We start from the raw sequence: 20,721 nt of genomic DNA on the forward strand, positions 1-20,721 counted from the left end.
CTAAATTGTGTCAGGAAGCGCAAAGCAGCGGGCGAACATCATGGCCGTATAGGCATCGCCACCCAGCGCGACATCGGGCAAGGTCGCCAGCGGCGCCTTGCCATAGATAAAGCGTTTGAGTGGCGCGGTGTTGGGGGCAGTCAGCGTGAAATCGCCCCCCGCTCCGCCGCGCTGGACGGTCAACTGGCCGCCGCGCAATTGCAGGGAGAAACCTTCCCGCGCGATGATGATGGCGCAGGTCATGTCCATCTCCGCCGCCTTCTCCGCCACGATCAGCGCCCGCAGGGAAAGCATCAGCGCCACCGGCGAGATCGCCAGCGCCATATCCCGATCCGGCGACATCAGCGCCCATCGACACATGGCCAGCAGCACCGGCTCGGCCGCCTGCCCCCATGGCGTGAGGCCATAGAGCCGCTCCTCCTCGTCGCGCTGGACGAGGCCCGCCGCCTCCAGCCCGTTCAATCGCTCGGTCAAAACACGGGCGCTGATCCCCGGCAGGGCAAAGCGCAGATCGGTGAACCGCCGCGCGCCCAGCATCAGTTCGCGCAGCACCAGCCCGGCCCAGCGTTCGCCCAGCAATTCCATGCCAAACGCCGCCCCGCATGCGTCGCCATACCAGCGCCCATGGCCATCGGTCGCTCTGGAGGTTACTTTTCCCAACTTCATGGTTGTATTTTGTAACCATAGTGCCACGCTCTGTCGATACGAATCGCATGAAGTCCGGGAGAGCGACATGGAAAAGCTGCTGGGAAGCTGGATCTGGTACGAGTTGATGACCAAGGACGCCGCCGGGGCCAAGACCTTTTATGAATCCGCCATAGGTTGGACCATCACGCCGGGGGCCGAGCCGCCGCTGTTCTATGGTCATATCGCGCGCGCAGATGGGCGTCAGGTCGGCGGGGTGCTGCCGCTGTCGGAGGAAATGCTGTCGCAGGGGGCGCATCCGATGTGGGTGGGCTATATCGGTGTCGACGATCTGGACGCCACGCTGGCGCAGGTGTTGGCGCGCGGCGGGCGGGCGCTGATGCCGCACATGGATATTCCAGAGGGCAGCTTTGCCATGGTCATGGACCCGTGGGGCGCCAGCTTCTATCTGATGCAGCCCAATCCGGGACCGGACGCCGCCCCTTCGGTCGCTTTTTCCGCCACCGAGGCGCAGAGCGTGGGCTGGAACGAATTGTACACCGGCGATTTCGACGCGGCGCTGGCCTTCTACACCGAGATCTTCGGCTGGGAGCCTGCCGGGTCGATGGATATGGGCAGCTATGGCACCTATCAGTTCCTTGGCCATAATGGCGTGACCATCGGCGCGATGATGCCCAAGCCGCCCCATGTGTCGGTGGGCGGGTGGAATCACTATATCCGCGCGGCCGATTTCGACGCGGCGCATCAGGCGGCGCTCGCGGGCGGGGCCAATGTGCTGCACGGGCCGGTCGAAGTTCCGGGTGGAGACTGGATTATCAACGCGCTGGACCCGCAAGGCGCGGCTTTTGCCATTGTGGGCCAGAAACTGGTTTGAACGAGGCGCCATTCGCGATATTGTTCCATCAATGTTCTCGTGAGGATGCGCCATGGCCAGCTATACGTTTTTCACCAATCCGATGTCGCGCGGCCAGATCGCGCGCTGGGCCTTGCATGAGGTCGGGGCCGATTACGAACAGGTGATCGTCGAATATGGCGCGCCCAAACCGGCAGCGCTGCTGACGGCCAATGGCCTGGGCAAATTGCCGACGCTGGTGCATCACAGCGCGGATGGCGATTATCCGATTGCCGAGACATCGGCCATCTGCGCCTATCTGGCCGAGACAGAGAGCGGCGGGGCGCTGGCCCCCACCGCCCAGGAGCGGGCCGCCTATTACCGCTGGCTGTTCTTTGCCGCAGGGCCGCTGGAACAGGCGATCACCGCGCGATCCATGGGGTTTGAACCCAATGAACGCCAGAAGGTCAGCGTCGGCTTTGGCTGCTATGATCTGGTGGTGGACACGCTGGCGGCGCATTTGCGCGGGTCGGATTATGTGTGCGGCGCGCGCTTCACCATGGCCGATGTCTATGTGGGCAGCCATGTTTTGTGGGGCACGATGTTCAAGACCCTGCCCGAATTGCCGGAATTTGTGGCCTATGGCGAACGCCTGACGCAGCGGGCCAGCTATGCCGAGGCCAAGGCGATCGACCATGCGCTGATCGCGGCGGCGCAGGCGGCTGCCCAAGCGGCATCATCGGAGGCGAAGGTATGAGCCAGTGGGGCAAAAGCAAGGGCACGCTCTGTCTGTGGTATGACAAGAACGAGCATGGCGGGGCCGAGGCGGCGGCGGAATTCTATGCCGGTCTGTTTCCCGATACGGCGGTGGGCAATGTCATGCGCTCGCCCGGCGATTATCCGGGGGGCAAGGCGGGCGACGCCTTGGTGGTGGAATTCACGCTGCTGGGCTTCCCCTGCATCGGCCTGAATGGCGGCGGGCACACGCAGCATACCGACGCCTTTTCGATACAGGTGACAACCGAAACGCAGGAGGAAACCGACCGCTATTGGGATGCGCTGATTTCCGATGGCGGGCGCACGATGGCCTGCGGGTGGTGCGCGGATCGCTGGGGCGTGCGCTGGCAGATCACGCCGCGCGCGCTGATCGAGGGGATGGGCGACCCTGATCCGGCGGCGCGCGGGCGGGTGTTTGCCGCGATGCAGACGATGGTGAAAGTTGACATTGCCGCCATCGAAGCGGCGCGAAAGGGCGCATGATGCTCGAACTCTATGGCCACCCCTTCTCGTCCTATACGTGGAAGGCGCTGATTGCGCTTTACGCCAACGAGACGCCTTTCACCTTTCGCATGCTGGATGGGCAAAACCCCGTATTTTACGCTAAGGTGCAGGCGGCCAGCCCGATGGGCAAATTCCCCCTGCTGGTCGATGGCGAAACGCAGGTGTTCGAGGCCAGCACGATCATCGAATATCTGGCGCTGCATCATCCCGGCCCTGCCCCGCTGTTGCCCGCCGATCCCGATGCGGCGATCCGCACCCGTATGATCGACCGGGTTTTCGACAATTACGTGATGAACGCCATGCAGGAAAGCGTCGATGAGGCGATCCGCCACGGCACAGTGTCCGAGGCGGTGCAGGCGCGGGTCGATGAACGCCTGCTGCGGACCTATCGCTGGATTGAGGACTGGCTGGAGGATTATCCGGCGGGCGATGCAATCACGCTGATCGAATGCGCTGCCGCGCCCTCGCTATTCTATGCCGATTGGGTCACGCGCATTCCTGAGGATTGCCCAAAGCTGCGCGGCTGGCGGGCACATCTGCTGGCCCTGCCGCCGGTTTCGCGCTGTGTTGAGGATGCGCGGCCTTTTCGCGCCTATTTCCCGCTGGGCGCCCCGGATCGTGATTGAGGAAACGCTACCCATGCATGAATTGTCGATCTCCCGCTATATCGCCGCCCCCACCGCCAAGGTTTGGGATATCATGGTCAACCGCCAGAACGAATGGTGGTGTCCCGCGCCATGGCGGGCCGAGGTGGGGCATCAGGATCGCCGTCCGGGCGGGGCCTGCGAAATGACGATGTTCGGCCCCGAGGGCGAGGTGATGCCGATGCGCGGCATCTATCTGGCATGGGACGAAGGGCGGCGCTTTGTCACCACCGATGCGGTCAATGGCGATCTGGAGCCGTCCGGCCCGTTCATGATCGGCATCTGGCAGGTCGAGCCGGAAGGCGAAGGCACCCGCTATACCGCCAGCGCGCGCCACTGGAGCGCCGAGACAATGGCGCAGCACGAAACCATGGGCTTTACCGCCGGGTGGGGCGCCTGTGCCGACCAACTGGCGGCGCTGGCCGAAGCTTAAGCAAACCCCGGCAATTTGCGCAGCATCTGATAGGCTTCGACCACCTGTTGCAGCTTGTTTTCGTGGGCACGGTCGCCGCCGTTGCGGTCGGGGTGATAGCGGTGGAGCAGATCGGAATAACGCACCCGCAATTCGCGCCGATCCGCATCCACCCCCAGCCCCAGCGTGTCGAGCGCGCGCTTTTCCTCAGGGCTGGCAATGCGGCCATCGGGCCATGCCATCGGGCGCATTGCCTCCTTGGCGCGGCGCGCGCGCTGGCTTATCGCATCCAGAGGATCAGCAAAATCGGCCCAACGCGGCGCCGAATCGATGCCCGCCGTGGGGCGAAAGGCGCGCGTTTCCTGTTCCCAGCCGTGGATCGGCGATTGCGCGGCCCAGATTTCCTCCGGGCTCATGCCCTCGAAATAGTCGTAACCGGCATTGAAGGCGCGGATATGCTCAAGGCAAAACCAGCGATAATGGCCCGGCCCGTCAAAGCCCGAAGCCTTGACGCCGGGCGCGCGAAATTCGCCCGCTTCCTCGCATCCGGGCCATTCGCATGAGCGCTGCGCGTCCCTAACCCTGCCGTGAAATCTGTCCTGAACCATCTTTTCCCCTTGGCGACAAATGGGCTAGGAGAAAAGGCCCCGCTTAAAGGAAACCATTATGTCCGGCCCGATTGCCACGGAAATCACCCAACGCCTGAGCGCCGCTTTTGCTCCCGCGCGGCTTGATGTCATCAATGATTCGAGCAGCCATGCGGGCCATATGGGCGACGATGGCACCGGCGAATCACATTTCACCGTGGTGATCGAGAGCGCCGCCTTTACGGGCGTGAACCGCGTGATGCGGCAGCGGATGGTCAATCAGGCGCTGGGCGATATTCCGGGCCAGCGCGTCCATGCGCTGGCGATCCGTGCCTTTGCCCCGGGCGAGGCGGCGTGAGCCAACGCCGGATTCGCCGCGCCTCGCGCATCCTTTTGCTCAATGAGACGGAGGAATTGCTGCTCTTCCGCTTCACCCCCGATGATCGCGCGCCCTTCTGGTGCGCGCCGGGCGGCGAGGCCGAGGATGGCGAGACCTATGAGGAGGCCGCCACGCGCGAACTCTATGAGGAGACCGGCATCGAGGCCGATTGCGGGCCGGAAGTCACCCGCGTTATCAGCGATTTCGTGACCCTTGCGGGTGAACCGGTGACGGGGGATGATCGCTATTTCCTGCTGCGTGTGGCCGATCCCGCCATCGACACTTCGGGCCATACGCCGACCGAACAGGCCGTGATGCGCGAATATCGCTGGTTTGCGCGCAAAGAGATCGCCGGATGGCGCGAAACGATCTATCCTGAGGATATGAGTGAAATGCTGGGGCGCGTTCTGGGCGCCTGAAACGGGAAAGGTGCCTGCGATGGATTCCCTGTTCGTTATTGCCGCCTATCACCCCATGCTCACGCTGCTGTTTATCATCGCGGCGGTGCTGGCGCTCAAAGCTTTTGGTATTAATCAGGAATTTCAACGCGCCGTGGTGTTCCGCCTCGGCCGCCTTGCCGAAACCAAGGGGCCGGGCTGGTTCTGGCTGGTCCCGGTGATCGACCGGGTGGTCAAGGTGGACCTGCGCGTCATCACCTTTGCCCTTTCCACACAGGAAACCGTGACGCGCGATGGCGTGGCGGTGCGGGTCAATGCGGTCCTGTGGTTTCGCGCGGTCGATCCGGCGCGGGTGATCACCACGGTACTGAATTGGCAAAGCGCGGTGGTTCAGGCGGCCGAAACCGGGATGCGCGACGCCATCGGGCAAAGCGATCTGGACCAGATGCTCAAAGACCGCGCCGCGATCAACGCCCGGTTGCTGACTCTGCTGGAGCAGACCTGCGCGCAATGGGGCGTGGCGGTCGATGCGGTCGAGATCAAGGATCTGGACATTCCCGAACAGATGCAGCGCGCCATCGCCCGCGAGGCCGAGGCCATCCGCGAAAAGCGCGCCCGCATCATCAAGGCCGAGGGCGAGGCCGAAGCCTCGCTGCGGCTGAGCGAGGCGGCGCGGGTGATCGCGCAGGTTCCCGGCGCGCTGGAATTGCGCCGGTTGCAGACGCTGAGCGAGATCGGCGTCGAGCATAATTCGACGATCATCGCCATGTTCCCCACCGAAATCCTTGAGGCGGCCAAGGCCATCAGCCGCAAGGATTAAACCACTCCACCCACGCGCCATGGGCATGGGCCGCGCCCAGCAGCACCGGTTCTTCTCCACCGGGCCAGTAACGCACGCGCAATTCATGACGGAACGTGGCGCGATTCGTTTCCAGCATCACCCATGCCAGCGGGCGCTCCGCCGCGGCCAGCGCGCCCGCAGCCTCCATCGCCGTGGTGATCCGCGCGCGGCGTTCGTCGCCCAGATATTGCCAGACGATCGAATGATACAGCACCCGGCACACGCCCGCTTCCTGTGGCGCAGCAAGGCGGCCCTCGACCCAATCGGCGGCATCGGCCTGCGTCAGGATCGGCGCCCGCTCCCGCGCCAGCGCGATCACGCCATCAAGCCGCGCCATGCGTTCATGATTTTCCGCCCAGACATAGGCCCGCAGACGCAGCGCCGCCGCCGGATCGGACAGGTCGATGGGCGCGCGGTCGCAGCCTTCGATATGGGTGATCTCGACCTTGCCCAAGGGCGGCGGAGGCCCGCGCCATTCGGGGCGAATCAAAACCGGACTGTCGGCCGGACCAACTTGGACGCCGCCCAGATTATAGGCATAGCGATCCATCATCGTATTGGCGCCTGCGCTGCACCCTATCTCATTCATTTCAAAGCGCGATTCCAAGCGCCCTGAGAGCCAGAGCAGCCCCGCCATAATCCCTGCCGAGCGCCCCGCCTCATTGGTCTGGGGCGGCCCGTCGAACCATGGCAAGAGCGCTGCATCGTGACGCGCCACAACCTCGGCCACAATTGCCCCCGCATCCTCCACCTCGCCGCGATAAACCGACCCCAGCGCCGGTTCCGCGCCCGACAGCCAGAGATAATGCAGCCCGCCCGCCAGACGCAGCGGCATCGCATCCTCAAGACTTAACCCCGGCCAGTTGCGCATCCGCACCCCCACCAGAGACGGCCCCGACAGCAACCCCGCCATGCCCCGCAGCACGCGCGCAGTGATCGGCGCGCCGTTCTGATCGCAATGGCGCGCCTGCCATTCCAGAGTGTCATGGATATGGGCGATTTCCATGATCGGATTCTGTGCTGTCATGGCGGTTGCTCTAGGCTCCAATGCAAACTAATGCGGCGCGCATGTCATTCTCGTCCAAACCGCTCACCTTTGCGATCCCCAAGGGGCGCATCCTCGATGAAGCTCTGCCGTTGATGGCGCGCGCTGGTGTCGTGCCCGAAGCGGAGTTTCATGACAAGAAGTCGCGCGCGCTGTCCTTTGCCGTCGAAGGCTCGGACATGCGGCTGATCCGCGTGCGCGCGTTCGATGTGGCCACATTCGTGGCGCATGGCGCGGCACAGGCCGGGATCGTGGGGTCCGATGTGGTCGAGGAATTCGCCTATCCCGACCTTTATGCGCCGGTTGACCTTAACATCGGCCATTGCCGCCTGTCGGTGGCCGAGCCGGTCGATGCGGGCGATACGGCCAGCGCCAGCCACCTGCGTGTGGCCAGCAAATATCCGCATCTGACCCACAAGCACTATGAGGCCAAGGGCATTCAGGCCGAGGTGGTCAAGCTGAACGGTGCGATGGAACTGGCGCCGATGCTGGGCCTGTCGGGGCGGATTGTCGATCTGGTGTCGACCGGGCGCACTTTGAAAGAGAATGGCCTGCGCGAGACGGAAGTCATCATGCAGATCTCGGCGCGGCTGATCGTCAACCGCGCGGCGCTGAAAACCGATCCGCGCGTGGGCGAATTGGTCGAACAGTTCCGCAAGATGGCGGCGGAAAAGGTCGAGGCATGATCCGGCTGAATTCGCAGGACGCCGGCTTTGCCGAGGCGTTCGAGAAAATCGTGGGCGACCGGCGCGAAAGCGATGCGGGCGTGACGCAGGTGGTGCTCTCGGTTCTGGCCGATGTGCGCGCGCGCGGCGATGCGGCGCTGGCCGATTATACGGCGCGCTTTGACGGCCATGCGCTGGAAACCGAGGCCGATTGGCGGATCAGCGCGCAGGAATGCCGCGCCGCGTTTGACGCGCTCGAACCCACCTTGCGCGCGGCGCTGGAAACCGCGGCGCGGCGCATTGCCGCCTATCACGCGGCGCAAAAACCAGAAAACCGCGATTATACCGATGATGCCGGGGTGCGCCTTGGCGCGGTGTGGCGGCCGGTGGACGCGGCGGGGCTGTATGTTCCGGGCGGTCGGGCGGCCTATCCCTCCTCGCTGTTGATGAACGCCATTCCGGCCAAGGTGGCGGGTGTCGAGCGTCTGGTGGTGGTCACCCCCACCCCGCGCGGCGCGGTCAATTCTCTGGTTCTGGCCGCCGCGCATCTGGCGGGCGTGGACGAAATCTGGCGCGTGGGCGGGGCTCAGGCGGTGGGCGCGCTGGCCTATGGCACGGATCGGATTCGTCCGGTCGATGTCATCGTCGGCCCCGGCAATGCCTATGTGGCCGAGGCCAAGCGCCAGCTTTACGGCGTGGTGGGCATCGACATGGTGGCCGGGCCTTCGGAAATTCTGGTCGTGGCCGACGGGCGCAACAATCCGGCGTGGATTGCCGCCGATCTGCTGTCGCAGGCCGAGCATGACCCGGTGGCGCAGTCGATCCTCATCACCGACGATGCCGATTTTGCCGATGCCGTGATCGCGGCGGTCGAGGTGGAATTGCAGGGCCTTGCCACGCAGGCCACCGCGCGCCAGTCGTGGGACGATTACGGCGTGGTGATCGTGGTCGATGATCTGATGGGCGAGGCCCCGGCCCTGTCCAACCGACTGGCCGCCGAGCATGTCGAAATCGCCACCGACAATCCCGACGCCCTGTTCGCCCAGATCCGCCATGCGGGCAGCGCCTTTCTTGGCCGCCACACGCCCGAGGCGATCGGCGATTATGTTGCCGGGCCAAACCACGTTTTGCCCACCGGCCGCCGCGCACGTTTCGCCAGCGGGCTTTCCGTGCTAGACTTTATGAAGCGCACCAGTTTCCTGCAACTTGACGAAGCGGCTCTGGCTGCTATCGGCCCGGCCGCTGTGGCCCTTGCCGATGCCGAAGGGCTGCCCGCCCATGGTCGCTCTGTCGCGATCAGGCTGGGTCAATAAGGCCGTTTGGCCCAATAAGGAATTTTTCGATGAGCAAAGCTCCCAAGTCCCAGTCCCGCTCGGTCGCCCGCCTTGGCGCGGTGCAGGCGCTGTATCAGCACGCGATGGAAGGCACAGCTCTGCCCACGCTGCTCGATGAATTCCACCGCCACCGTCTGGGCGTGGAAATCGAGGACATCCAGTTTGCCGATGCCGACCGCATCCATTTCGACGATGTGGTCAAGGGCGTGCTGGCGCGGGCCGAGGAAATCGACGCGCGCATTTCCGAAAAGCTGGCCGAAGGCTGGCGGCTGGAGCGGCTGGACAAGACGATGGTGCAGATCCTGCGCGCGGGCACCTATGAATTGCTGGCCCGCGACGATGTGGCCGCACCCACGGTCATCAATGAATATGTCGATGTTGCCCATGCCTTCTTTGACGAGCGCGAAGCCAAATTCGTGAACGGCGTGCTCGACGCCATCGCGCGGGCGGCGCGTTAACCCGGTTGGGGCGGGAACTGGCCTTTATCGAGGCGCTGCGCGCGCTGGCCAGCGATCCCGCCGCACGGGGCCTGACCGATGATTGCGCGGTGCTGCCCTTTGGCAGCGAGACGCTGGTGCTGACCCATGACACGATGGTGGCGGGGGTGCATTTTCTGGCCGATCAGGATCCGGCCGACGTGGCGTGGAAACTGGTGGCCACCAATATGTCGGACCTTGCTGCCAAGGGCGCCGTGCCGATGGGGGTGCTGCTGTCCTATCAACTGGCCGGCACAGAGGAACGCTTTCTCGCCGGGCTGGCCGAGGCGCTGAATGAATATGGCGCGCGGCTGCTGGGCGGCGATACGGTCAGCAGCAATGGGCCGCAGGTGCTCGGCCTGACCGCGATCGGGCGCGCCTCCTATCTGCCGGTGCCGGGGCGCGATGGCGCACAGGTAGGCGATCTGGTTTACATCACCGGGCCAATCGGCGCGGCCATGGTCGGGCTTGAGGCCCTGCGCGAGGGAGGTCCGGCCAAAAACAGCCTTGCCTACCGCCGCCCGCTGGCCCGCATAGCCGAAGGGCAGGCACTGGCGCCCTTTGTTACCGCGATGATGGACGTGTCGGACGGACTGCTGCTCGACGCTTCGCGCATTGCAAAAGCCAGCAAGGTGACGATCAACCTTGAGAGCGCGGCGATTCCCCTCGCCTGTCCGCCGGAACGGCGCGATGAGGCTTTGCGCTGGGGCGATGATTATCAATTGCTGCTAACCGCTCCGCCCGAACTGGTGTTGCCTTTGCCGATGCACCGGATCGGCGTGGTGGGCAAAAGGCAGGAGGCGCCGGTGCTGATCAACGGCGCGGTTCCCCTTGGCTCACTGGGCTATCAACACTAAATCCCCAAATTATATCCAACGCCCGCGGATCACGGTCTGCAGGCCCCATGCCCCGCCGATGATCAGGCCAAAGCCGATATTCGACAGACCAAAAGGCGCCTGCCAATGCCACAGGTTCATCGTCTGGGCGATGAGCGGCGCGATGAAACCGATTCCGAAAAGGAACGGCATCCAGTAAAAGATCTGTTTGAACACATTTTCCATCGGTTCAGTTCCCCTTAACAGCCGGAAGCGGCGACACATCCACCCCGCGCGCCTCCAGAATATGGCGCATCGCGTAATAGGCGTGCTTCGTGCGGTGGTTGGGGATGCCCGGATACATGTGGTGGATGATGTGATACTGCATCCCCATCGACATCACATGGCCCAGCTTGCTCTTGAACAGATTGGTGTTCTCATAGCGACCGGTCTTGCCCTCGCGCGGGTGATGCGGCGCCCAACTGAGGTAAAAGCGGATATAGGACAGGCCGACATGGCGCGGCAGCCACCAGAGCAAAGCCGCCTCGATAGCGTAGCCATTCCACGACATGGTGAACAGCACAGCCATGAAGAACAATTGCAGCAGCATCGTTTCCTTGAGCGCGCGCTTGGCCTCGGGCGTGCCCATTTCGGAGAGGATGCGCTTGTAATGATGGATCGAGCCATCAACGCCGGGCTGGCGGTTATACCAGGTCTTATAGATCGCCATCCACCAGTTGGGCGCCTCGTCGGTGTAATCGGGATCTTTCAGCGGATCATTGCAATGATAGTGGTGCTCCAGATGCATGATCCGTGCCATGGAGAACGGGAACACGATGGGGATGGTCGAAACCGCGCCCACCGCTTCGTTAAGCCAGCGCAGCTTCTCACCCTTGCGCGCGATGTTTGAATGCATCGCCTCATGGCTGGTCACATAGCCGCCTGTGGCGATCACGCAGGAGATCAGGCAGGCCAGCGGCAGGTTAAGGTAACCCATGATCGCCAGTGGAAAAAACGACACCCACAGGGCAAAGCAGCCAAAGGCCGCCACCGCATAGGGCCACATCCGCCCGCCGTGAAACTGGCGCGCGATCTCGATCTCTTCCTTGCGCAGATCGCGGCGCGTGTGCCGGTCCAGCCCATCGCTGCGGCCCAGCGGAAGCGCGGGCGCGCCGCCCGTATCCAGCGCGGGCTCATAAAGTGCAGGTTCAACAGGCGCCTTGATCGCACCGTGATCGAGCTTTGGATCTTCCAGCATTTTTCATGCCCCAGTTCATGCAAAACGGACCCGATTCCGGATTTGGTGAATCGGTCGATAACCATTTGTAAACCATGATGGGCCTTGGAAAAATCCCTAACAGAATCTTAATAGACAATCTGTCCCATTCCGGGGCCGGTCGGATCAAATCGCCCTTGCGCTGACTTTTGCGCCCCCTATACCTATGCAAGCGATGGGCACTGTTTGATCGAACAAGAGCAGGCCCGGACAGGGAATGCCGGATTTTCCCGGCAGGACCGAAAAGCAGAGGGGATAGCTATGAACCTGGTGCTGATCGCCATGGGCCTGGGGGCCTTGGCCGTTGTTTACGGTTACATCACAAGCAGACAAGTTTTGGGCGCGAGCGCCGGTTCGCCCCGGATGCAGGAAATTGCCGCCGCCATTCAGGAAGGCGCGCAGGCCTATCTCAAGCGGCAATATACCACGATTGCGATTGTCGGCATTGTGGCGGCGATCATCATTGCCCTGGCTCTGGGCAAAATTGCCGCCATCGGCTTTGTGCTGGGCGCGGTTTTGTCGGGCGCGGCCGGGTTTATCGGCATGAATGTCTCGGTGCGCTCGAATGTGCGCACGGCCGCCGCTGCGCAACATAGCTTGCAGGCGGGCCTGACGCTGGCCTTCCGCGCGGGCGCGATCACGGGGATGCTGGTGGCTGGACTGGCGCTGCTGGCGATTGCCGGGTTCTTCTGGCATCTGACCTCCACGGGCAGTTTTGGCCATGGCCTTGCCCCCAATGACCGGACCGTTGTGACGGGGTTGACGGCGCTGGCGCTGGGGGCTTCGCTGGTATCGATTTTCGCGCGGCTTGGCGGCGGCATCTTTACCAAGGCGGCAGACGTCGGCGCGGATCTGGTCGGCAAGGTCGAGGCAGGCATCCCCGAGGACGACCCGCGCAACCCCGCCGTCATCGCCGACAATGTGGGTGACAATGTGGGCGATTGCGCCGGTATGGCCGCCGATCTGTTCGAGACCTATGTGGTGACGGTGGGCGCCACCATGGTGCTGACGGCGCTGCTGGTCAAAGGCGCGGGCAATCTGATGGCGCTGATGAGCCTGCCCCTGCTGATCGGCGGGGTCTGCATCGTCACCTCGATCATCGGCACCTATTTCGTCAAACTGGGCGCTGGCAACAATATCATGGGGGCAATGTACAAGGGGTTCCTTGTCACCGCGATCCTGTCGATCCCGGCCATCGGCTGGGCTATCCATACGGCAGTTGGCGATTTCGGTACGCCGATTGACGCCTCCGGCCTGACCGGCGGGGCCTTGTTCCGTTGCTCGCTGCTGGGACTGGTGATCACGGGCCTCATAATCTGGATCACCGAATATTACACCGGCACGTCATACCGCCCGGTCAAATCCATCGCCAAGGCCAGCGTGACCGGCCATGGCACCAATGTCATTCAGGGCCTTGCCGTCAGCCTTGAGGCGACTGCCCTGCCCACGCTGGTGATCGTGACAGGGATCATCCTTGCCCATCAATGGGCGGGCCTGATCGGCATTGCCTATGCGGCGACCGCGATGCTGGCGCTGGCAGGCATGGTGGTGGCGCTCGACGCCTATGGGCCGGTGACGGACAATGCGGGCGGCATTGCCGAAATGGCCGATATGGAAGCCTCGGTGCGCGAAAGGACCGATGCGCTGGACGCGGTGGGCAATACGACCAAGGCGGTGACCAAGGGTTATGCCATCGGTTCGGCGGGGTTGGCCGCGCTGGTGCTGTTTGCGGCCTATACCACAGACTTGCGCGAATTTTTTCCGCATCTGACCGTCAATTTCAGCCTTGAAAACCCTTATGTCATCGTGGGGCTGCTGCTGGGCGCCTTGCTGCCCTATCTGTTTGGTGCGATGGGCATGACGGCGGTGGGCCGCGCGGCGGGCGATGTGGTGGTCGATGTGCGCGAACAGTTCCGCGACAATCCGGGCATCATGGCGGGCACGTCGCGGCCCGATTATGCTCGCACGGTCGATCTGGTCACCAAGGCGGCGATCAAGGAAATGATCGTCCCCAGCCTGCTGCCCGTTCTGGCGCCGGTGTTGGTTTATTATGTCATCACGCTGGTGGCTGGACAGGCCAATGGTTTTGCCGCGCTGGGCGCGCTGTTGCTGGGGGTGATCGTGGGGGGCCTGTTCGTGGCGCTTTCCATGACCAGCGGCGGCGGCGCGTGGGACAATGCCAAGAAATATATCGAGGATGGCCATCACGGCGGCAAGGGCAGCGATGCCCATAAGGCCGCCGTAACCGGCGATACCGTGGGCGATCCGTATAAGGACACCGCAGGCCCGGCGGTCAATCCGATGATCAAGATCACCAATATTGTCGCGCTGCTGCTGCTGGCGGCGCTGGCGGGGCATGTTGGCTGATTGCTTCCGGCCCTGCGCCCGGTCATTACGCCGGGCGCAGGGCCGGAAAATTTCCCGCTTATTCATACTTCCTTTCCGGCTTTCCCCTTAATCTTTGGCGCATATTTTCTGCGCTCAAGAGGTAACTGTGGCGAGCCAGCCCAATTTTATTCGCGCCGAGCCTGTTGTCGCGCCCTCGCGCCTGCCATCCGGCCCGATGCCCACCCCGCAATTGCCGCCCAAACCGGCGCCTGCGGGCGAAATCCGCAGCGTCGACTGGCGCGAGATGCAGGATATGGGCTCGATGTTGGCATGGGACGCTCTTGCCATGTGGGCTAGCGAGCCGAACCCGTTTTTCGAAAGCTGGTATCTGCTGCCTGCCCTGCGCGGGCTGGATCCCGATGGGCGGGTGCGGATATTGCGCTTTGAAATGAGCGGCGATCTGGCCGGGATCATGCCGATCATACGCCAGAGCCGCTATTACACCCGCCCTATCCCGCATTGGGCAAGCTGGGCGCATCCCAATGGCTTCCTTGGCGCGCCGCTGGTGGCGCGGGGGATGGAAAGGTCGTTCTGGCGGGCGCTGCTGGCGTGGGCCGACGCGCAGGGCGGGCTGGGCCTGTTTCTGCATCTGGGCGAATTGCCGCTGTCGGGGGCTGTGGCCGATGCCTTGCGCGATGTGCTGAACGAGCAAGGGCGCAACGCCGCGCTGGTCGGGCGCAAGCAGCATGTGATGCTGCAGAGCGACCTGTCGCCCGAAGCCTATTTCGAAGCGGCGGTTTCGGGCAAAAAGCGCAAGGAATACCGACGTCAGGCCAACCGTCTGGCCGAATTAGGCAGGCTGGAGTTTCTGCGCCATGGAGGCGAGGACGACCTGTCGGCATGGTGCAAGGATTTCCTTAAGCTGGAGGCCGCAGGGTGGAAGGGCGAGGCCGGATCGGCGCTGGCCTGCCTGCCCTCGACCACGGCACTGTGGCGAGAAGGGCTGCATGGCGCAGCGGCGCGCGGGCGGCTCGAACGGCTGTCCATGATGCTGGACGGGCGCCCCATCGCCATGCTGGCCACCTTCATGACCAAGCCGGGCGCCTTCATGTTCAAGACCGCCTATGACGAGACATTGAGCGCCTATTCCCCCGGCGTGTTGTTGCAGCGCGAAAATCTGGCGATGCTGGATATGCCGGGGCTGGGCTGGGTCGATAGCTGCGCCGACGAAACCCATCCGATGATCACCCACCTGTGGCACGAGCGCCGCCCTGTGGGCCGTGTGTCGATCGAGATCGGCGGGGCGGTTCGGCGGGGGCTGTTTGGGGTGATGGCTCGGCGGGAATTGGGCGGGGCGGGGTTTGGGATTTAAGAGGGGAGCTTAGATGCGAGGGTCCAGACCCTCGCGCTCCCTTTAATGTCTGCGTTGCGCTAGTGCAGTGGCCGCAAAGTGTCGGACCAAGCGTCTGAATTTTTAAAGCCTGCGGCGCTGCATACCAGCGCCGCAGGCTTTTATTTCATGAACAGGACACCACCGCCGCCATCCATTAATGGGATTGCAAGGGGACGAGGCCCTTTGCCCGCCGGAGGCACCTTCAATAAACCAGCGAAACCCCAATCACCCCCCCGGATGATAAAAATCATACACCGCCCGCGCCACCGCCTCTGACACGCCGGGCGTCCGCATGAGGTCATCCAGCGACGCCGCCCGCACGCGACTGGCCGTGCCGAAATGCAGCAACAAAGCCCGCTTGCGCGCAGGCCCGATGCCGGGAATTTCGTCCAGCGGCGATGCGGTGATCGCCCGGCTGCGCTTTTCGCGGTGGGCGCCGATGACAAAGCGGTGGACCTCATCGCGCAGGCGTTGCAGGTGAAACAGGACGGGAGAGTTGACGGGCAGCATTTTCTCGCGCCCGTCGGGAAAGTGGAAGACCTCGCGCCCGTCGCGGCCATGGTGCGGCCCCTTGGCGATGGCGATCAGCGGCAAATCCTCGACGCCCAGTTCCTCCAGCGCCGCCTTCACTGCGCTCATCTGCCCCTTGCCGCCATCGATCAGCACGCAATCGGGCCACTGGCCCTTATCGCGGTCAGGGTCCTCCTCCATCGCGCGGCCAAAGCGGCGGGTCATCACCTCGCGCATCATCGCAAAGTCGTCATTGGTCTGGGCCTCGCGGATGTTCCACTTACGATATTGGTTTTTCAGGAAACCTTCCGGCCCAGCGCATATCATCGCGCCAAGGGCGTGCTGGCCCTGAATATGGCTGTTGTCATAAACCTCGATGCGGACGGGCTCGTCCAGTTCGAGGAAATCGGCCATTTCGCGCCAGACTTTCGCCTTGCTGCCGCTTTCAGCCATGCGGCGATCAAGCGCCTCGACCGCATTGCGCTCGGCTTGTTCAAGCAGGCGTTTGCGGTCGCCGCGCTGGGGGATGGCGATTTCCACCTTGCCGCCCGCGCCTTCCTTCAACGCCTCGGCCAGCAGATCGGCCTCGGGCAGAGCGCGGTCGAGCAGGATGACGCGCGGGGGCGGCACTTCCTCATAGAATTGCGCCATGAAGCTTTGCAGCACCTCGCCCATCTCCATGCCCTCGGTGCGGGCCGGGAAGAAGGCGCGGTGCCCCCAGTTCTGGCCGCCACGGATGAAGAAGGCCTGGATGGCGATCTGCCCCGCCTTTTCGGCGCAGGCGAAGATGTCGGCATTGGGCAAGCCCTCGGCATGGATGGCCTGCGAACCCTGAATGAAAGTGGCCGCACGCAGACGGTCGCGCAGCATGGCGGCGCGCTCGAAATCGAGATCCTCGGCCGCCGCGCTCATCTGGGCCTCGATCTCGCGCTGAACCGCGTTGCTCTTGCCGCCAAGGAAGTCCTTGGCCTGACGCACCAATTCGCCGTAATCCTCCTTGCTGATCCGCTCCACACAGGGCGCGCTACACCGCCTGATCTGATAGAGCAGGCAGGGCCGGTCGCGGCGGCTGAAAAAGGAATCTGTGCAGCTTCGCAGCAGAAACAGTTTCTGCAGCGCGTTGATCGTGGTGTTGACCGATCCGGCGCTGGCAAAGGGGCCATAGTAATTGCCCACCGCCCGACGCGCCCCGCGATGCTTCATAATCCGCGCAAAGTCATGGTCGGAACGCAGCAGAATAAAAGGAAAACTTTTATCATCGCGCAGCAATACGTTATAGGGCGGGCGAAACCGCTTGATGAGCTGCGCTTCCAGCAACAGGGCCTCAGCCTCGCTGTTGGTGGTGACAATCGTCATGCTGCGTGTCTGCGACACCATGCGTTGCAGGCGCAGAGGCAGGCGATCCACCTGCGTATAATTGGCCACGCGATTGCGCAGCGCCCGCGCCTTGCCGACATAAAGCACATCGCCGCGCGCATCCTGCATCCGGTATACGCCGGGCCGCACCGGCAAGGTGGCCAGCACCTCGCGGATCGCCGCCACGCCCGCGTCAAGATCGGGCCGCTCGCCCCCGCCCCGGATCAGGCTGACCGCCTTGTCCTCATTAAACCGGTCCGCCGCGCGGTCGGGCGGATTGTTCGCATCGTCAACCATCCCGCCCAGATAGGCCCCATCACGCAAAAAGGGGAGAGGCGCAGCCCGCCTCTCCCCCAACTTTTGCCCGATCATCAAACCCGATCAGAACATCTTGCGGAATTCCACCTCGATAGTGCGCCCCTGCGCGTCCATATACAGCGGTTGATAGGACAGCGGCGTGTTGCCATTGCTGTCGGTCACGCGCTGGCGCTGGTTGAAGATGTTCTTGGCCCCGATGCTGAAACGCGCGTCCTTGAAGAAGGGCGTTTCCTTCACCAACCGCTTCTGCTGCCCCAGATCGAAGAACAGCCGCGTATTCAGCTTGAAGAGCGAACCAAAGCGCAGGTCGGTCGAACCGGGTACGCCGCTGCCGTTGACATGGGTGGGCGCGCTCCACGTGCCGTTCATGCGCAGACCGATGCCCTTGAAAAAGAAGCCGCCCTCGCCCTCCAGCGAGTGTCGCGCCGTACCCCCGCCCGAGAGCGCATCGCCGCCCAGCAGATCGAGCGAAGGACCGCTGGCCGCCACCTGCACCCGGTTTACGAAATAGACGGTATGATAGAGCGAGAGGTTCCAGCGGCCTTCGTAGCGCCCGCCGCGACCGCCGCCCGGACCGCCAGGACCGCCACCACCCGGAGGAGGACCGCCCATGCCGCCGCCCGGCGGCGGCCCCCCCGCTCCGCCCGGCCCGCCCGGACGCCCGCCACCCGGCGGGGGGCCACCGCCAAACATGCCCATCGGCCCGCGCCCTTGCGCCTTGATTTCCTTGCCCATATTGCCGCCGATGTTAAAGCCCCAGCGCACATGCTCATCGCGCGTTTCGGCCAGAGTGATCGCGCGGCGGTCGATCGAAGTAATCAGCCCCGTGGTAGCATCGCGCGTCACGCGCCCCGGATAGGCCGCCTCGATCGCGGTGGTCAGCGTGGTCGGGAAAGCGCTGGTGACATTGCTGGACCGGTTGTTGAAATATTCCACCACCAGATTGGACGCGCCCTTCAGGATCGGCGGCGTCCAGTTCATGCCCAGCTTGATGTCGTTGCGATGCTCCTTCACCAGCGCCGAATTGCCCCCGGTGATGACCGTCGCCAGCACGGTCTGGCTCTTTACAAAGTCATAGACCGAGACGTTATAGGTGGCCACCAGCGGCGAGCCGAGGTTGGAGAGCGAAGGCGCTGCCTCGTCATACATATAGCTGGCCTGAAAACCCAGCTTGTCGGTGACGTTCCACGTCAGGCCCGCGCTCCAGTCCACCAATTCACCAAAATCGGACAGGTGATCAGCCGAAGCCGCCAAATTAAGCGTGATATCGCCCAGCGCCTCGCCCACATGTTCGCGGCGGCTGGTCAGCGGAATGCCCAGATTGACGCCCAGCGAGGCATCACCCCGCTTCAGGTTCGATGTGGGACTGAGCGTGCTGGTGCTGCTGGCGTTGAGCGCAGTGTAATTGAAACCGCCCTTGACTGTGACGGCCATTTTGCCCGCCGGCAAGGCAACCGGGCGTCCGCTCAGCGTGACCAGCGTGGTCACCGTGTCGGTCTTGCTCTTGGCGGTGGTAAAGCCGCCGCTGGGCGCGATACCGCTGGCCAGAGCAGCGGCCAGAACGGCATTATCCGACACGCGGTTGGCCGTGGTGGTGGTGGCGTCAACATGGCTGATGTCGGCGGTGGCCGACAGGTTCCAGTCGAGCAGGCGCTTGTTGAGCCCCGCCCCGGCCGAATAAGTGTCGGTCAGCGTGCGCCGCGTCAGCGCCCCGTCAAAGGTGCGCAGCACATCGGTGGCGGGCGAATAGGTGTTAAGCCCCGCCAGCCCCGTTACATCCGCGCGCGAGGCCAGCGCGTTGAAGGTCATGTTGCCGCCTATGCCATCCTTGCCGATGGGCGCGGTATAGGTGCCGTTGAGCGAATAGTCCTTGGTATTGGACACAACCGTGCGATTGGCCGCCGGGCTGGGATCACTCGCCACGGTGGGCGTGGTGCCGCTGGCCTGAAGGATCTTGGCCTGCGCCTCGGTGACCGGATTGGTGCGGTCGGCCTTGACGGTCAGGTTCATCCGCTTGCCCTTGTCGATTTTCAGCACCGAGGCCATGCCCTTGAGCGTATTGGCGCCGATGCTGTCCGACAGGGCCAGTTCGGCCTCGACCGTGCGGGCCTGATAGTGATCTTTCAGGATGATGTTCACCACCCGCTGGTCGGCGCTGTAACCAAACCGCAGCGCGACTTCTTCGGGCAGGACTTCGACCCGGCGGATCGATTCCGGCGGGTAATTCATCATTTCGCGGAAATTGGTGATGCGCTGGCCATTGACCAGAATGACCGGGCCGGACGCCCCCCGCCCGCGCCCGCTGCCGGTCTGGGGCGAGATGGCGGTGATCAGGTCGTCCACCGTGGTTGCGCCATAGGCGGCAATGTCTTCTTCATCGAACACCGCCACGGGGGGCTGGGGCGCCTCAACCTGTCCCTTGATCCGGTCGGCCACAACCACGATCTCACGCCCGCGCGTTACCGGCGTTTTGGTCGACGTGGTCGTGGCATCGTCGGAGGCGCCTTCTGCGGGCGCTTCAGCCACAGGTGTATCAGCGGCGGCAAGCGGCGCGGCTTCCACCGCCAGAGGCGCAGCTTGCGTCTGGGCCAGCACAGACCCACCGGAGGCCATCACCCAAACCAGCGATACCGGGACATACCCAAACCTGGCGACCCCGAACTTGGCGGTGAACTTGCGGGCAAACTTGCGCAAAACGGATACTCCCTGAGACAGAACCTTATGATTGGTATGGCTGTCAGGGCTATGCGGATGCCGTTTAGGCCGCCCCTTCGCAAGCGCGGCAAGGTAACATATTGTCGCATCCACGCTACATTTTCGCGGCTTACTGGCACAACTGGGCATACCTTGCGCGAGTTTGGCTTTCCTTTTGCCGTATCTGCGTCTATGGCGCGCGCCAATCTCCCCTCTTATTAGAGAACCGAAGTTTACGGATGGCGAAAGAAGAACTGCTCGAAATGCGCGGCCAAGTGGTCGAACTGCTGCCCAACGCGATGTTCCGCGTGCGGCTGGAGAACGATCACGAGATCCTCGGCCACACCGCAGGCAAGATGCGCAAGAACCGCATCCGCGTGCTGGTGGGCGACGAGGTGCTGGTCGAGCTGACCCCCTATGACCTGACCAAGGGTCGTATCACCTATCGCTTCATGCCCGGTCGCGGTGGCCCCGGCTCTTATTGAGGCCGGG

22 protein-coding genes are annotated in these 20,721 nt (G+C 63.6%); 15 read left to right on the top strand and 7 right to left on the bottom strand.

Annotated elements, in window-relative coordinates:
• Nucleotides 1-666, bottom strand: coding sequence for a helix-turn-helix domain-containing protein (locus FHW96_RS00590; RefSeq protein ID WP_172338626.1), 666 nt, complete (start codon nucleotides 664-666; stop codon nucleotides 1-3).
• A gap of 67 nt (nucleotides 667-733) precedes the next feature.
• On the opposite strand from FHW96_RS00590, the gene FHW96_RS00595 reads away from it, so the two are divergent.
• The 5 genes from FHW96_RS00595 to FHW96_RS00615 are packed head-to-tail and all read left to right on the top strand — an operon-like array spanning nucleotide 734 to nucleotide 3,835.
• Nucleotides 734-1,519 (top strand): VOC family protein, encoded by a 786-nt coding sequence (locus FHW96_RS00595; protein WP_172338627.1) that lies wholly within the window; start codon nucleotides 734-736, stop codon nucleotides 1,517-1,519.
• A gap of 52 nt (nucleotides 1,520-1,571) precedes the next feature.
• Complete coding sequence (locus tag FHW96_RS00600) at nucleotides 1,572-2,234, top strand: glutathione S-transferase family protein (protein ID WP_172338628.1); 663 nt, start codon at nucleotides 1,572-1,574, stop codon at nucleotides 2,232-2,234.
• Nucleotides 2,231-2,737 carry a VOC family protein gene (locus FHW96_RS00605; protein WP_172338629.1) on the top strand — a complete coding sequence of 169 codons (507 nt, stop codon included), beginning with the start codon at nucleotides 2,231-2,233 and terminating at the stop codon, nucleotides 2,735-2,737. Before FHW96_RS00600 ends, FHW96_RS00605 begins: the two co-directional genes overlap by 4 nt.
• Nucleotides 2,734-3,384 carry a glutathione S-transferase family protein gene (locus FHW96_RS00610; RefSeq protein ID WP_172338630.1) on the top strand — a complete coding sequence of 217 codons (651 nt, stop codon included), beginning with the start codon at nucleotides 2,734-2,736 and terminating at the stop codon, nucleotides 3,382-3,384. Before FHW96_RS00605 ends, FHW96_RS00610 begins: the two co-directional genes overlap by 4 nt.
• A gap of 13 nt (nucleotides 3,385-3,397) precedes the next feature.
• A complete protein-coding gene (locus tag FHW96_RS00615; RefSeq protein ID WP_172338631.1) occupies nucleotides 3,398-3,835 on the top strand; it encodes an SRPBCC domain-containing protein in 438 nt (145 codons plus the stop codon).
• On the opposite strand, the gene FHW96_RS00620 is transcribed toward FHW96_RS00615, so the two are convergent.
• Complete coding sequence (locus FHW96_RS00620; RefSeq protein ID WP_172338632.1) at nucleotides 3,832-4,422, bottom strand: J domain-containing protein; 591 nt, start codon at nucleotides 4,420-4,422, stop codon at nucleotides 3,832-3,834. The genes FHW96_RS00615 and FHW96_RS00620 overlap by 4 nt on opposite strands.
• Before the next feature lie 58 nt (nucleotides 4,423-4,480).
• Here FHW96_RS00620 and FHW96_RS00625 point away from each other — a divergent pair, with 58 nt between their 5' ends.
• The 3 genes from FHW96_RS00625 to FHW96_RS00635 are packed head-to-tail and all read left to right on the top strand — an operon-like array spanning nucleotide 4,481 to nucleotide 5,998.
• Nucleotides 4,481-4,759, top strand: coding sequence for a BolA family transcriptional regulator (locus tag FHW96_RS00625; protein WP_172338633.1), 279 nt, complete (start codon nucleotides 4,481-4,483; stop codon nucleotides 4,757-4,759).
• Nucleotides 4,756-5,199: an NUDIX domain-containing protein gene (locus FHW96_RS00630; RefSeq protein WP_172338634.1), complete on the top strand. Its 444-nt coding sequence runs from the start codon at nucleotides 4,756-4,758 to the stop codon at nucleotides 5,197-5,199. The genes FHW96_RS00625 and FHW96_RS00630 overlap by 4 nt, the downstream gene beginning before the upstream one ends.
• A 19-nt stretch (nucleotides 5,200-5,218) precedes the next feature.
• Nucleotides 5,219-5,998, top strand: coding sequence for an SPFH domain-containing protein (locus tag FHW96_RS00635; protein ID WP_253950664.1), 780 nt, complete (start codon nucleotides 5,219-5,221; stop codon nucleotides 5,996-5,998).
• Here the strand turns inward: FHW96_RS00635 and FHW96_RS00640 are convergent.
• Nucleotides 5,982-7,046: a DUF2332 domain-containing protein gene (locus FHW96_RS00640; protein WP_172338635.1), complete on the bottom strand. Its 1,065-nt coding sequence runs from the start codon at nucleotides 7,044-7,046 to the stop codon at nucleotides 5,982-5,984. The genes FHW96_RS00635 and FHW96_RS00640 overlap by 17 nt on opposite strands.
• A 41-nt stretch (nucleotides 7,047-7,087) precedes the next feature.
• Here FHW96_RS00640 and hisG point away from each other — a divergent pair, with 41 nt between their 5' ends.
• From hisG to thiL, 4 genes are read left to right on the top strand one after another with little or no spacing between them, the layout of a single operon-like run.
• Nucleotides 7,088-7,750, top strand: coding sequence for an ATP phosphoribosyltransferase (hisG, locus tag FHW96_RS00645; RefSeq protein ID WP_168605171.1), 663 nt, complete (start codon nucleotides 7,088-7,090; stop codon nucleotides 7,748-7,750).
• Nucleotides 7,747-9,042 (top strand): histidinol dehydrogenase, encoded by a 1,296-nt coding sequence (gene hisD / locus FHW96_RS00650; RefSeq protein WP_172338636.1) that lies wholly within the window; start codon nucleotides 7,747-7,749, stop codon nucleotides 9,040-9,042. The genes hisG and hisD overlap by 4 nt, the downstream gene beginning before the upstream one ends.
• 29 nt (nucleotides 9,043-9,071) lie before the next feature.
• On the top strand, nucleotides 9,072-9,521 hold the full coding sequence (gene nusB, locus FHW96_RS00655; protein ID WP_172338637.1) for a transcription antitermination factor NusB: 450 nt from the start codon (nucleotides 9,072-9,074) through the stop codon (nucleotides 9,519-9,521).
• A 5-nt stretch (nucleotides 9,522-9,526) separates the two neighbouring features.
• Nucleotides 9,527-10,396, top strand: a complete 870-nt coding sequence (gene thiL / locus FHW96_RS00660; RefSeq protein ID WP_172338638.1) for a thiamine-phosphate kinase — start codon at nucleotides 9,527-9,529, stop codon at nucleotides 10,394-10,396.
• Between the two features lie 9 nt (nucleotides 10,397-10,405).
• Here the strand turns inward: thiL and FHW96_RS00665 are convergent, their stop codons facing one another.
• Together FHW96_RS00665 and FHW96_RS00670 are read right to left on the bottom strand one after the other, a co-directional pair.
• A complete protein-coding gene (locus FHW96_RS00665; RefSeq protein WP_172338639.1) occupies nucleotides 10,406-10,600 on the bottom strand; it encodes a hypothetical protein in 195 nt (64 codons plus the stop codon).
• 4 nt (nucleotides 10,601-10,604) lie between these two features.
• Complete coding sequence (locus tag FHW96_RS00670) at nucleotides 10,605-11,612, bottom strand: fatty acid desaturase (RefSeq protein ID WP_172338640.1); 1,008 nt, start codon at nucleotides 11,610-11,612, stop codon at nucleotides 10,605-10,607.
• Between the two features lie 279 nt (nucleotides 11,613-11,891).
• Here FHW96_RS00670 and FHW96_RS00675 point away from each other — a divergent pair, with 279 nt between their 5' ends.
• Nucleotides 11,892-13,997: a sodium-translocating pyrophosphatase gene (locus FHW96_RS00675; RefSeq protein ID WP_172338641.1), complete on the top strand. Its 2,106-nt coding sequence runs from the start codon at nucleotides 11,892-11,894 to the stop codon at nucleotides 13,995-13,997.
• Between the two features lie 127 nt (nucleotides 13,998-14,124).
• A complete protein-coding gene (locus FHW96_RS00680) occupies nucleotides 14,125-15,330 on the top strand; it encodes a GNAT family N-acetyltransferase (RefSeq protein ID WP_371815602.1) in 1,206 nt (401 codons plus the stop codon).
• A gap of 246 nt (nucleotides 15,331-15,576) precedes the next feature.
• Here the strand turns inward: FHW96_RS00680 and uvrC are convergent, their stop codons facing one another.
• Together uvrC and FHW96_RS00690 are read right to left on the bottom strand one after the other, a co-directional pair.
• Nucleotides 15,577-17,514, bottom strand: coding sequence for an excinuclease ABC subunit UvrC (gene uvrC / locus FHW96_RS00685; RefSeq protein ID WP_172338642.1), 1,938 nt, complete (start codon nucleotides 17,512-17,514; stop codon nucleotides 15,577-15,579).
• An 84-nt stretch (nucleotides 17,515-17,598) separates the two neighbouring features.
• The gene (locus FHW96_RS00690; RefSeq protein WP_172338643.1) at nucleotides 17,599-20,229 is read right to left on the bottom strand and encodes a TonB-dependent receptor; all 2,631 of its coding nucleotides are present in this window, start codon (nucleotides 20,227-20,229) and stop codon (nucleotides 17,599-17,601) included.
• A gap of 239 nt (nucleotides 20,230-20,468) precedes the next feature.
• Between FHW96_RS00690 and infA the strand changes: the two genes are divergently transcribed.
• Entirely contained in the window at nucleotides 20,469-20,714 is a 246-nt protein-coding gene (gene infA / locus FHW96_RS00695) for a translation initiation factor IF-1 (RefSeq protein WP_168605162.1), read from the top strand.
• Nucleotides 20,715-20,721: the final 7 nt, after the last annotated feature.

Source organism: Novosphingobium sp. SG751A (assembly GCF_013149295.1).
Classification (GTDB): Bacteria; Pseudomonadota; Alphaproteobacteria; order Sphingomonadales; family Sphingomonadaceae; genus Novosphingobium.

What these genes read in the sequence shown, in the direction of transcription:
- FHW96_RS00590 (WP_172338626.1), bottom strand. Translation starts at nt 666, where the DNA reads ATGAAGTTGGGAAAAGTAACCTCCAGAGCGACCGATGGCCATGGGCGC.
- FHW96_RS00595 (WP_172338627.1), top strand. Translation starts at nt 734, where the DNA reads ATGGAAAAGCTGCTGGGAAGCTGGATCTGGTACGAGTTGATGACCAAG.
- FHW96_RS00600 (WP_172338628.1), top strand. Translation starts at nt 1,572, where the DNA reads ATGGCCAGCTATACGTTTTTCACCAATCCGATGTCGCGCGGCCAGATC.
- FHW96_RS00605 (WP_172338629.1), top strand. Translation starts at nt 2,231, where the DNA reads ATGAGCCAGTGGGGCAAAAGCAAGGGCACGCTCTGTCTGTGGTATGAC.
- FHW96_RS00610 (WP_172338630.1), top strand. Translation starts at nt 2,734, where the DNA reads ATGATGCTCGAACTCTATGGCCACCCCTTCTCGTCCTATACGTGGAAG.
- FHW96_RS00615 (WP_172338631.1), top strand. Translation starts at nt 3,398, where the DNA reads ATGCATGAATTGTCGATCTCCCGCTATATCGCCGCCCCCACCGCCAAG.
- FHW96_RS00620 (WP_172338632.1), bottom strand. Translation starts at nt 4,422, where the DNA reads ATGGTTCAGGACAGATTTCACGGCAGGGTTAGGGACGCGCAGCGCTCA.
- FHW96_RS00625 (WP_172338633.1), top strand. Translation starts at nt 4,481, where the DNA reads ATGTCCGGCCCGATTGCCACGGAAATCACCCAACGCCTGAGCGCCGCT.
- FHW96_RS00635 (WP_253950664.1), top strand. Translation starts at nt 5,219, where the DNA reads ATGGATTCCCTGTTCGTTATTGCCGCCTATCACCCCATGCTCACGCTG.
- FHW96_RS00640 (WP_172338635.1), bottom strand. Translation starts at nt 7,046, where the DNA reads ATGACAGCACAGAATCCGATCATGGAAATCGCCCATATCCATGACACT.
- hisG (WP_168605171.1), top strand. Translation starts at nt 7,088, where the DNA reads ATGTCATTCTCGTCCAAACCGCTCACCTTTGCGATCCCCAAGGGGCGC.
- hisD (WP_172338636.1), top strand. Translation starts at nt 7,747, where the DNA reads ATGATCCGGCTGAATTCGCAGGACGCCGGCTTTGCCGAGGCGTTCGAG.
- nusB (WP_172338637.1), top strand. Translation starts at nt 9,072, where the DNA reads ATGAGCAAAGCTCCCAAGTCCCAGTCCCGCTCGGTCGCCCGCCTTGGC.
- FHW96_RS00665 (WP_172338639.1), bottom strand. Translation starts at nt 10,600, where the DNA reads ATGGAAAATGTGTTCAAACAGATCTTTTACTGGATGCCGTTCCTTTTC.
- FHW96_RS00670 (WP_172338640.1), bottom strand. Translation starts at nt 11,612, where the DNA reads ATGCTGGAAGATCCAAAGCTCGATCACGGTGCGATCAAGGCGCCTGTT.
- FHW96_RS00675 (WP_172338641.1), top strand. Translation starts at nt 11,892, where the DNA reads ATGAACCTGGTGCTGATCGCCATGGGCCTGGGGGCCTTGGCCGTTGTT.
- uvrC (WP_172338642.1), bottom strand. Translation starts at nt 17,514, where the DNA reads ATGGTTGACGATGCGAACAATCCGCCCGACCGCGCGGCGGACCGGTTT.
- infA (WP_168605162.1), top strand. Translation starts at nt 20,469, where the DNA reads ATGGCGAAAGAAGAACTGCTCGAAATGCGCGGCCAAGTGGTCGAACTG.